General features: G+C 60.2%; 12 protein-coding genes. 10 read left to right on the top strand and 2 right to left on the bottom strand.

Going from position 1 to position 11,062, the window contains the following annotated elements; all coding sequences use genetic code 11:
* Positions 1-133: 133 nt before the first annotated feature.
* Genes FHE74_RS10430 through FHE74_RS10420 form a run of 3 tightly spaced genes read left to right on the top strand, consistent with a single transcriptional unit; the run spans position 134 to position 1,866 of the window.
* Positions 134-697, top strand: coding sequence for a hypothetical protein (locus FHE74_RS10430; RefSeq protein ID WP_139466454.1), 564 nt, complete (start codon positions 134-136; stop codon positions 695-697).
* Positions 697-1,572 (top strand): PrsW family intramembrane metalloprotease, encoded by an 876-nt coding sequence (locus tag FHE74_RS10425; protein ID WP_139466453.1) that lies wholly within the window; start codon positions 697-699, stop codon positions 1,570-1,572. The genes FHE74_RS10430 and FHE74_RS10425 overlap by 1 nt, the downstream gene beginning before the upstream one ends.
* Positions 1,573-1,581: 9 nt before the next feature.
* A complete protein-coding gene (locus FHE74_RS10420; RefSeq protein WP_139466452.1) occupies positions 1,582-1,866 on the top strand; it encodes a GNAT family N-acetyltransferase in 285 nt (94 codons plus the stop codon).
* A 57-nt stretch (positions 1,867-1,923) separates the two neighbouring features.
* On the opposite strand, the gene epsC is transcribed toward FHE74_RS10420, so the two are convergent.
* Both epsC and cysK read right to left on the bottom strand, forming a co-directional pair.
* Complete coding sequence (gene epsC, locus FHE74_RS10415; RefSeq protein WP_139466451.1) at positions 1,924-2,490, bottom strand: serine O-acetyltransferase EpsC; 567 nt, start codon at positions 2,488-2,490, stop codon at positions 1,924-1,926.
* A gap of 69 nt (positions 2,491-2,559) precedes the next feature.
* Positions 2,560-3,495, bottom strand: coding sequence for a cysteine synthase A (gene cysK, locus FHE74_RS10410; protein ID WP_139466450.1), 936 nt, complete (start codon positions 3,493-3,495; stop codon positions 2,560-2,562).
* A 248-nt stretch (positions 3,496-3,743) separates the two neighbouring features.
* Here cysK and ramA point away from each other — a divergent pair, with 248 nt between their 5' ends.
* The 7 genes from ramA to FHE74_RS10730 form a co-directional block, all read left to right on the top strand.
* Positions 3,744-4,580: an acetate metabolism transcriptional regulator RamA gene (ramA, locus tag FHE74_RS10405; protein WP_139466449.1), complete on the top strand. Its 837-nt coding sequence runs from the start codon at positions 3,744-3,746 to the stop codon at positions 4,578-4,580.
* A 20-nt stretch (positions 4,581-4,600) separates the two neighbouring features.
* Positions 4,601-5,869: a UDP-N-acetylglucosamine 1-carboxyvinyltransferase gene (gene murA, locus FHE74_RS10400; protein WP_139466448.1), complete on the top strand. Its 1,269-nt coding sequence runs from the start codon at positions 4,601-4,603 to the stop codon at positions 5,867-5,869.
* 179 nt (positions 5,870-6,048) lie between these two features.
* Positions 6,049-7,092: an N-acetyl-gamma-glutamyl-phosphate reductase gene (gene argC, locus FHE74_RS10395; RefSeq protein WP_139466447.1), complete on the top strand. Its 1,044-nt coding sequence runs from the start codon at positions 6,049-6,051 to the stop codon at positions 7,090-7,092.
* 34 nt (positions 7,093-7,126) lie between these two features.
* Positions 7,127-8,329, top strand: a complete 1,203-nt coding sequence (gene argJ / locus FHE74_RS10390) for a bifunctional glutamate N-acetyltransferase/amino-acid acetyltransferase ArgJ (protein ID WP_139466446.1) — start codon at positions 7,127-7,129, stop codon at positions 8,327-8,329.
* A 12-nt stretch (positions 8,330-8,341) separates the two neighbouring features.
* On the top strand, positions 8,342-9,304 hold the full coding sequence (gene argB / locus FHE74_RS10385) for an acetylglutamate kinase (RefSeq protein WP_139466445.1): 963 nt from the start codon (positions 8,342-8,344) through the stop codon (positions 9,302-9,304).
* Complete coding sequence (locus FHE74_RS10380; protein ID WP_139466444.1) at positions 9,301-10,518, top strand: acetylornithine transaminase; 1,218 nt, start codon at positions 9,301-9,303, stop codon at positions 10,516-10,518. The genes argB and FHE74_RS10380 overlap by 4 nt, the downstream gene beginning before the upstream one ends.
* A gap of 316 nt (positions 10,519-10,834) precedes the next feature.
* On the top strand, positions 10,835-11,062 hold a 228-nt coding region (locus FHE74_RS10730), incomplete at its 3' end, for a hypothetical protein (protein ID WP_218973325.1).

Below are 11,062 nucleotides of genomic sequence, written 5' to 3'. Positions count from 1 at the left end.
TCTAGGGCCTTATATCTGGGCGATTTATACGGTCCTATCAGGGTGAACGCGGAGGATCAGACACACTTTCTGCTACTTAACCCTTAGTGGATTGGCTTGCTGGTATTAGTCGCGAATTCATACTCTGGAATACATGTCTATTCCAGTAAATCGACGCGGTAATATCCGCAGAACTGGCTTTGTGTGGCTCGCTTTGGTCGTTCCCATCGTGTCGCTACTTCTGCTGCCTTGGGTGATTCAACAGGTTGCGCCCGGCCCTGGTCCGGACGTTAAGGCAGTGCGTTTCCAAGAGGTATCTACTCAACCCGTCGAGGTGCCGGGTCTGACGTGTGAGTTCAACGGGGACGTGACCTCCAGCTGGGGCTACCGCTGCGACGGCGTAGAAGTCGACTCGTCCATTGCAGACGCAACCGACGACCCGGACAAGGCATTGCGTCGTATGGCCGACGGTCTTAACTCTATCGTCGACTATGGAGACACAGGAGAGGTCATCCGCTCCGGGGACTCGCGCCTGCTTATGGATGAGGGATCCTCCACGATCGCCCTCGCGGTCCCGCACCCCGATGGGACTTTGTACATTTCGACCTACCCGGATGACAGTGGTGCCCCGCACCTGGGGGAGAAACAAAAAGAGCTCGTCAGCGAGATTTGGCGCGCTGCTACCCAGGACGAGCTGCCAAAGGAGTTGGCTGAGTAATGAATGCAGTGTTTCGACTTACCATTGCGATACCGGTGATTATCGGAGTTCTTATAAACCTGGTAGTTCTGGCTTTCGGATTCAGCCAAGACGTGGCGACTGCCTCGCTTGGTCTGCTCTTTACCGTGATATACACCGCGGTGGGGGTATGGCTCATTAGCCGAACTCCGTGGTGGCCCAAGCACGTTCGTACCGCTCGCTGGGTAGCGACCTGCCTCCTTTGGGGCGGGGGAGCGGGCATGCTCATTGCAATGACAGGTGTGTGGGCAACGAGCCTTGCTACCGATCATGGGTGGGAGGAAGCTATCGCATCTTGGGGAGGAGCCTATAACGAGGAATTGGGCAAGCTGCTGGGCACGGGCCTCATTCTGGCGTCGTTTTCTGGACTGACCCGTCCGTGGCATGGCCTAGCAACCGGTTTCCTCGTGGGCCTTGGGTTCGAGACCGCCGAGAACCTCGGATACGGAGCCATGGGAGGCGACACCGACCCGTACTCCGACATGCACGGCATGCTGGAATCTTGGGCACTGCGCATGGTCGCCGGTGTGCTGCTACATGCCGTCTTGGCTGGTATCGCCGGCTGGGCACTGGGGTGGGCATTCTTCACCATTCGGCGCAGCTTTGCCTGGCGCGTGGGAATCGTCGCCGGAGCGTGGGCCTTTGGGTTCCTGATTCACTTCGCGTGGAACTATACGGTTATGGTGCGCGACTGGGATGTCGTTAAGATCGTCGTGGTCGCGGTGATCATGTACGGCGCGTTTGCCTACGTGGCATGGAGGGCCTGGGTGTGGTCGAGGCGTCACGACGACCCTCAGTTCATCCCAGATTATGATCGCCAGCTCGAGCGCCTGATCACCGATAAGGTTCCCGCGTAGACTTGTCCTATGTCTGAAGCACGCACAGTACGCCATGACCCCAGCCAGTCTCGTTACGTCATCGAGGTAGGCGGCCAGGAAGCCGGATTCGCCGAGTACGTGGAGCGCGACGGGGTACGAGACTTCAGCCACACCGTCGTCGATCCGCAGTTTCGGGGGCAGGGTTTGTCCAGCCCGTTGATTGCAGCCGCCCTCGACGGCACCCGCGAGGCGGGCTTGCGCGCAAAGGCGTCCTGCTCTGCCGTAGAGCGCTTCGTGAGCAAGAACGAGGACTACCGCGACCTCATCGTGTAACTACTCAGAGCACTAAAAACGGGCCCTTCCACTGGAAGGGCCCGTTGCGATGCTGGGCTAAATCACGTAGAAGTCCGGGTCGACCAACTTAACGGTCTCGCCCTTCTTGCGCGGGCGGCACTTGGCGGGAACGCCGGTAGCGATGCAGTCCGGGCTGATGTCCTTGGTCACCACCGCATTTGCTCCGATCGCTGAGCGAGCTCCGATAGTGACCGGGCCCAGCACCTTCGCGCCGGCGCCCACGGTCACCCCGTCCTCCAGGGTGGGGTGGCGCTTGGTCTGGGTGAGCACCTGGCCGCCGAGGGTGACTCCGTGGTACAGCATGACGTCGTCACCAATCTCGGCGGTTTCCCCGATCACGATGCCCATACCGTGATCGATGAAGAACCGACGGCCGATCGTGGCGCCGGGGTGAATCTCAATCCCGGTGAGGAATCGATTCACTTGCGCCAGAATCCGGGCCGGGCCCTTGTAGCCCTTGGTCCACATTCGGTGACACACACGATGAATCCAAATAGCGTGCAGTCCCGAGTACACCAGGGCGTTCTCTACGTCCCCGCGCGCTGCGGGGTCGTGAGCGCGGGCATTCGCTAGATCCTCGCGAATTGTTTTCCACACCGTCATGGGCGCACATCCTAACATCGAGTGGGCAGGTCAGACGTCGACAAGCGAGCGCCCAAAGCCAGTTGGTTACTAGTCGCGGATGTCCTCGTAGAGGACGGAGGACACGTAGCGCTCGCCGAAGTCGCAGACGATGAAGACGATGGTCTTGCCCTCGTTCTCGGGGCGCGCGGCGACCTCGAGGGCAGCCTTCAGGTTGGCGCCAGTGGAGATGCCACCCAGGATGCCGTCCTCAACGGCGAGCTTGCGGGAGGTGGCAATTGCGTCCTCGTTGGAGACGGTGATGATCTCATCCACGATGGAGCGATCCAGGGTTTCCGGGATGAAGTTCGCGCCCAGGCCCTGAATCTTGTGCGGGCCGGCCTGGCCGGTGCTCAGCAGCGGGGATGCGGCGGGCTCGACGGCCACGGTCTTAAGATCCGGGTTCTTCTCCTTGAGGTACTTGCCCGCACCGGAGATGGTGCCGCCCGTGCCCACGCCAGCGACCAGGATGTCCACCTTGCCGTCGGTATCGTTCCAGATCTCCGGGCCGGTGGTCTCGTAGTGCACCTTGGGGTTGGCCGGGTTAGCAAACTGGGAGGCGAGGATGGCGTTCTCACGCTCGGCGACGATCTCGTTGGCCTTGTCCACCGCACCCTGCATGCCGGCGGCTCCCGGGGTGAGGATGATTTCTGCACCGTAGGCGCGCAGCAGCACGCGGCGCTCGTTGGACATGGTCTCGGGCATGGTCAGCACGACGTTGTAACCACGGGCAGCGCCGACCAACGCGAGGGCAATGCCTGTGTTGCCCGAGGTGGCTTCAACGATGGTGCCGCCAGGCTTGAGCTGGCCGGACTCCTCAGCGGCGTTGACGATTGCGCGGCCGATGCGGTCCTTGACCGAGTTCGCCGGGTTATAAAACTCCAGCTTGCCCAGAATGTTTGCGTTAACGTCCTTGGTAGCGCCGTTGAGCTTAACCAGCGGGGTGCCGCCGACGAGCTCGAGAATGTTGTCGTAGACCTTGGCCACGGGGGATCCTTTCGAAGTCGAAATTTAGTTCAAGACTCAAGTGTACACGTCGACCATAGACTAACCTGTCTGGCCTAAATAGACTGTGCCGTTTTGGTCGGGGCGGGGCGTTCCGGTTTGTGGGTGCAGCGGGGTGGTTTTTGGTTACCCCCGGGGCTGGAGTACAGTTACCGGAAGTGTGAAATTCACAGCCTGCACTCAGCTTTTGTGGGTGCACCAATATGGGGTAAGTCGGCAGGAATGTAGAGATGGACGTCCAGCGCAATAAGGAAGATGAAGAGGCGATCCGCGGGGCCTTGACCTCGCTAAAAACCTCCACCAGCATCCCGGTCACCATGTACGGGACGGTGCTTGCGGACAATCGCATTCAGATCACCCAGTGGGTGGGTCTGCGTACTCCGGCGCTGCAAAACCTCGTCATTGATCCGGGCGTGGGGGTAAGTGGCCGAGTGATGTCCACTCGCCGACCTGTAGGTGTGTCCGATTACACCCGAGCAAACATCATTACCCATGAGCACGATAAGGCCGTGCAAGATGAGTCGCTGCACTCCATCGTGGCGGTTCCCGTCATCGTTGCCCGGGAAATCCGCGGCATCATCTACGTGGGTGTGCACTCTCCGGTTCGCCTGGGGGAGAAGATCATTGAAGAAGTGACCTTGACGGCCCGCACTCTGGAGCAGGACCTGGCGGTCAACTCCGCTTTGCGACGCACGGATCAACCGCACGGTGCAAAGTCCAATCGGGCTATCAACGGTGCGGAATGGGAGCAGATCCGCTCCACTCACTCCAAGCTGCGCATGCTGGCCAACCGAGTGGAGGACGACTCCGTTCGCCGCGAGCTCGAGGCACTGTGCGACCAGATGGTTTCGCCCGTGCGCGTCAAACAGTCCACCAAGCTCTCCGCGCGCGAACTCGACGTGCTCTCCTGTGTTGCTCTAGGGCACACCAACGTTGAGGCGGCCGAGGAAATGGGCATCGGGGCAGAGACGGTCAAGTCCTATCTTCGGTCCGTCATGCGCAAGTTGGGTGCGCATACGCGATACGAGGCAGTCAATGCGGCTAGGCGCATCGGCGCTCTGCCCTGATAGCCGTTACTGTGTAGAGCGTGAAGGATAGATTTCGAGTAACTGGCGGTGCCCGACTTTCCGGTGTGGTGAAGGTCGATGGCGCGAAGAACAGCGTCCTCAAGCTCATGGCGGCAAGCCTGCTGGCGGAGGGCACGACCACGCTGACAAACTGCCCCGAAATCCTCGACGTCCCGCTGATGCGCAAGGTCCTCGAAGGCCTTGGGTGTTCAGTGGAGATCGACGGTTCCACGGTGCGCATCACCACGCCAGCCGAGGTGAAGTCGGATGCAGACTTTGACGCGGTGCGCCAATTCCGCGCCTCCGTTGCAGTGCTGGGACCGCTGACTGCCCGCTGTGGCCGCGCCGTCGTCGCATTGCCGGGCGGTGACGCCATTGGTTCTCGCCCCTTGGACATGCATCAGTCCGGACTAGAAAAGATGGGCGCCACCACGCACATCAAGCACGGAGCCGTGGTGGCCGAGGCCTCCGAGCTGCGGGGAGCACACATCAATCTGGAATTCCCCTCGGTGGGCGCGACGGAAAACATCCTCACCGCCGCGGTCTTGGCCAAGGGTCAGACTGTGCTGGACAACGCTGCTCGGGAGCCGGAGATTGTCGACCTGTGCGAGATGCTGATCTCCATGGGCGCGCGTATCGACGGCGCCGGTACCTCCACCATCACCATCGACGGTGTTGAATCGCTGAAGCCGACCGAACATGAGGTGATCGGCGACCGCATCGTGGCTGGAACCTGGGCATATGCGGCAGCGATGACGCAGGGTGACATTACCGTCGGCGGCATTGCTCCCAAGCATCTGCATCTGGCCCTGCAGAAGCTGCGTCTGGCCGGTGCAGAGATCGAGACCTACGACTCGGGCTTCCGCGTGCGCATGGATCGTCGCCCGACTGCCGTGGATTACCAGACCCTTCCCTTCCCGGGCTTCCCAACGGATCTGCAGCCCATGGCGATCGGCATCGCCACGATCGCGGAGGGAACCAGCGTGATTACTGAGAACGTGTTTGAATCTCGCTTCCGTTTCGTGGATGAGCTGCAGCGTTTGGGGGCGGACGCATCGGTTGATGGCCATCACGTGGTGCTGCGTGGAATCGAGCAGCTTTCCTCGACCGATGTGTGGAGCTCGGACATCCGCGCCGGTGCTGGTCTTGTTCTGGCTGGCCTGGTGGCCGACGGGGAGACGATTGTGCACGACGTGTACCACATCGATCGTGGCTACCCGCGTTTTGTGGAGAACCTCAATCGCCTGGGTGCACAGGTAGAACGGCTCGTGGGGGACGAAGGCAAGTAGTTCGTACTTTCCTGACCGAACCAGCACACCGCCCATCGCTAGATGGGCGGTTTTCTTGTGCGTGCGGTCGGAAAATATTCACTTCTACTTATTCTCAGTCGCTTGCATTTAGCCATGATCCAGCAGTTTTGAAACCGTATAAACTGCAACGACGCGCATATCATGTACTATGCGTGTGCATGGTTACCTCAATCGCAGTTGCCGGAGCATCGGGCTACGCAGGCGGCGAGATCTTGCGCCTGCTTCTTTCCCACCCCGCCTACGTGCGAGGCGAGCTGCGAATTGGTGCGCTGACCGCGGGGTCCTCTGCTGGCGCCACCGTCGGCGAACTCATGCCGCACCTTAAACCCTTGGCTGAGCGCGTCCTCGAACCAACGAGCCTCGATGTATTGCAGGGACACGATGTGGTATTCCTGGCGCTCCCACACGGGCACTCGGCTGAGCTGGCGCAGCAGCTCGACGCGTCCACGACCATTGTGGACTGCGCCGCCGACTTTCGGCTTGAGTCGGCCGAGCAATGGCAGAAGTACTACCAGAGCGAGCACGCAGGCACGTGGCCCTATGGCTTGCCTGAGATGCCCGGCAACCGCGAGCGGATCGCCACCAGCACACGTGTGGCGATCCCCGGTTGCTTTCCCACAGGCGCCACGCTGGCCACGCTGCCCGCGGTCCAGGCTGGTCTCGTGGAGCCTCACCTCACCATCACCTCGGTGACTGGGGTTTCGGGCGCAGGTAAGAAAGCACAAGTCTCCCTGCTGGGAGCAGAAACGATGTCCAACGCCAAGGCCTACAGCGTGGCAGGTCAACACCGCCACACACCGGAGATCAAGCAAAACCTTCAGGCTTTCACCAAAGATTCAGTAAGCATCAACTTCACCCCGGTGCTAGCGCCTATGCCGCGCGGAATCCTCACCGTTGCCTCAGCGCCGGTGAAGCCTGGAACCGGTGCCGAGGACGTGCGAAGGGCCTACAAACGCGCATACGCGAGCGAAACCTTTGTTGCCCTCTTGCCACTCGGCCAGCAGCCCCAAACCCAGCACGTACTGGGGTCAAACCTTTGTCACGTGCAGGTTGAACTCGATGAAACTGCCGGCACCGTGGTGATGACCTCCGCCATCGACAACCTCACCAAGGGAACTGCCGGAGCCGCCGTGCAATGCATGAACCTTGTGCGTGGATTCGACGAAGCTGCGGGGCTTCCCCTGGTTGGCCTTGCCCCCTAAGCCCCAGTGAATGACCCAAACCGAAAGCACTTCTATGACTAACGACGCCTCTTTTACGCACCACGCAGGGGTCCTTGCCGCGCAAGGCTTCCGGACCGCAGCATGTACCGCCGGCATTAAGACTTCGGGCAAGCCTGATCTGGCTGCAGTAGTGAATCTCGGGCCAGACTTCAGCTGCGCTGCGGTGTTCACCTGCAATCAGATTAAGGCCGCGCCAGTGCTGGTTAGCCAGGAATCCGTGGCTAACGGGCAAGCGCGTGCGGTGGTGATCAACTCTGGAAACGCCAACGCATGCACGGGCGAGCAGGGTAGGACCAACGCGAACGCAATGGCTCGTGATCTCGCCCAGGGATTGGGCGTTGACAACAGCGATGTGCTCGTATGCTCCACCGGGCTCATCGGTGAGCAACTTCCCATGGATGTGGTGTCTGCCGGAATTCACCACCTGTGCGCACGGCTGCAGGATGACCAAGCAGGGGAATCAACCGCTGCCGACCAGGCCGCCGCCGCAATCATGACCACCGACACGGTTCCCAAGACAACCGTGGCGGTGGGCAATGGCTTTGTCGTGGGTGGCATGGGCAAGGGCGTGGGGATGATGGCCCCCTCCTTGGCCACCATGCTCGTCGTACTGACCACCGACGCAAAGGCCACCCCGGACATGCTCCAGCAGGCGCTCGATCAGGCAGTTGCTCCTACTTTCAACACCCTGGATATTGACGGCTCCACCTCCACCAATGACACGGTGGTGCTGATGGCTTCAGGTGCGAGCGGAATTGAACCGTCGCAAAGCGAGCTCAACAACGCCGTTCTATCTGCCTGCGACGATCTTGCCAATCAGATGCAGGCGGATGCGGAGGGAGTGACCAAGCGCGTAACAATTCGCGTGCGCGGAGCACTCTCCGATGCCGAGGCACTCGAGGCAGCGCGCGTCGTCGGACGCGACAACCTGGTCAAAACCGCCCTGTTCGGATCCGACCCCAATTGGGGGCGAGTCGTCGCAGCAGTAGGCATGGCGCCAGTGACGATGAATCCGCAGGGCATTGGGGTCGCCTTCAACGGGCACACGGTGTGCGAGCGCTCTACCGGTGCGGCCGGTGCCCGGGAGGTGGACCTGAGTGCCCCGGACATAGCGGTCGAGGTCGATTTGGGGACCGGCAGCACAGGTGAGGCATTCGTGCGCACCACAGACTTGTCCTACGCCTACGTTGAGATCAACTCCGAGTACAGCACTTAAGGCGGCCCAAAGATGACTCAGAGAACCCCGAACTTCGCCTCGCATATCGACCTCACCAGCGAAGACAGAGCCCATGTGCTAGCGGAGGCGCTGCCTTGGTTGCAGCACTACCGCGACAAAATAGTCGTGGTTAAGTACGGCGGAAACGCCATGGTGGACGACCAATTGAAGGCTGCATTCGCGGCAGACATGGTTTTCTTGCGCACCGTTGGCGCCAAACCTGTCGTCGTGCATGGCGGAGGGCCACAGATCACCCACATGCTCCAGCGCTTGGGCATCGAGGGGGAGTTCAAGGGCGGTTTTCGCGTGACCACTCCCGAGGTTATGGATGTCGTCCGCATGGTGCTGCTGGGGCAAGTCGGCCGCGAACTCGTCGGCCTGATCAATTCCTACGGCCCTTTCGCGGTGGGGTGCTCCGGAGAGGACGCGAATCTGTTCAAAGCCCGTCGTCGCTTCGTCGATGTGGATGGATTGCCGCAGGATGTGGGGCTGGTGGGCTCCATTGTGGACGTCAATCCCGCCTCTGTGGAGTCGCTTATCGACGCCGGTCGCATCCCCGTTATTTGCGGCATCGCCCCAGATGAGGACGGCCAGGTGTACAACATCAACGCCGACTCGGCTGCCTCCGCTATCGCCGCTGGCCTGGGCGCAGAACGACTAGTAATGCTCACCAACGTTGAAGGCCTGTACACGGATTGGCCCAACCACGAATCGTTGGTGTCCAAGATCGAGGCCAAGGAACTAGAACGGCTTTTGCCCAAGCTCGATGCAGGCATGATTCCCAAGATGGAGGCCTGCCTGCAGGCGGTTACCGGGGGAGTCAACGCCGCGCATGTGATTGACGGCCGCATTGCCCATAGCGTGCTGCTCGAGCTGCTCACCATGGGCGGAATCGGAACGATGGTCTTGCCCGACAACTACAAAAGATCCGACTACCCCATGGGGACAGTCTTTAGAAAGGACGACCTCTCATGAGCAATCAAACGGGAATCGACCACTGGGTCAATAACCTTGCGCCGACCTACCCCACACCACCGCTCGAGCTCGTGAGCGGCCAAGGCTGCGTAGTTACCGATGCGCAGGGGCATGAGTATCTGGATCTCTTGGCAGGCATCGCCGTCAACTCCCTCGGACACGCTCACCCCGCGGTGGTCGAGGCCGTCTCTCACCAGGTGAACACCCTGGGGCACGTCTCCAACCTTTTTGCTTCTCGCCCAGCTGCGGACCTCGCCGGAAAGCTGATCGAGCGTCTGGCGGACTACGACGCATCGGTCAAAGACACCGCCCGGGTCTTCCTGTGCAATTCCGGCACTGAGGCCAACGAGGCTGCATTCAAGTTGGCACGACTAACCGGAAGGCAACGAGTGCTCTGCGCACAACATGGCTTCCATGGCCGAACAATGGGTGCTCTGGCACTGACGGGTCAGCCCTCAAAGCGTGCTCCCTTTGAGCCTCTCCCCGGTGGAGTTGAGTTCTTTCCGCTGGGAGACATCGACTACCTCCGATCTCTGGTGGCGCTGGATCCGGAGTCCGTTGCCGCCATCATGCTGGAACCAATCCAAGGAGAAACGGGCGTGATCCCGGCACCGTCAGGGTTCCTCGCCCACGTACGTGAGCTTTGCGACGACATAGGTGCGCTGCTGATCGTTGACGAAGTGCAGACAGGAATCGGGCGCACCGGTGATCTGTGGGCTTTCCAGTCCGAGGACATAACTCCCGATGTGATCACCCTGGCTAAGGGCTTGGGCGGAGGACTGCCCATTGGCGCTTGCATCACGGTGACCGAGCGGGCCTCGCTGTTTACGGTCGGAGCACACGGGACGACGTTCGGAGGCAATCCGATTGCATGCGCTGCAGCGTGTGCGGTTCTCGGCGAGGTTAACGACGCACTGCTAGAGCATGTGCGTACGGCTGGAGACATCTTGCGTAGTGGAATCGAGAAGCTTGATGGGGTTGCTGAGGTGAGAGGCCGCGGCCTCATGCTTGGGGTGGTCTTAGACGAGGCGATCGCACGGGAGGTAGTTGCTGCCGGTTACGAACACGGGCTGATTCTGAACGCAACGTCCGGGCAGGTGCTGCGCCTAACTCCGCCGTTGATCATCACAGAAGCGGAGTGCTCTGAGGCAGTGGCGCGGTTCTCGCAGGCACTAGAGGCTGCGGTATCGACGAACGGCCCCAGCCAGAAATAGCCCTTTGTGCTGGGGATTTGTGTTTTGTTGGGGTGGTGCGTAACTTAATCCGGGTCAGCGCGACCGACAGCGCCCTGCACCACAGTGTTAAACAGTGTGGTGAGTGTGAGGCGGATTAGGAAAACGAGCGTTTGGCGTTTAATATCTTCCAAGCTTCCATTCGATGGGTCACTGGTTGTGGTTCATGTGGGTGGTGTGCGTGTGTTGTGTGAGAACTCAATAGTGTGCCAATAACAGCATCATCATGTTTTTGTGGTGATGTGCACAAGTATGGATGTGCTGGCCTGTTTTGTACCCCGTCAATGGGTGGGCCGGCATGTTGATATTTTTCATTCATACTGGTTGCTTCCTGGTCGTTTCACCATCTCATGTTTTTGCGTGTGGGTGGTGGGTGGTTTTTGTTGATCATGGTGTTCCGTCTGCTAGGCGGGAAGTAATCTTTTTTGTTTTTCGGAATCATCGTGGTGCTAGCAGTTTTTGCTGGGTATTGGGCTCTGCCCTTATTTTTGTGGAGAGTTTGATCCTGGCTCAGGATGAACGCTGG

The organism is Corynebacterium tapiri (assembly GCF_006334925.1).
Classification (GTDB): Bacteria; Actinomycetota; Actinomycetes; order Mycobacteriales; family Mycobacteriaceae; genus Corynebacterium; species Corynebacterium tapiri.
The sequence above is the reverse complement of the archived record's forward strand: the minus strand, read 5'-3'. Positions and strand labels throughout refer to the sequence as shown.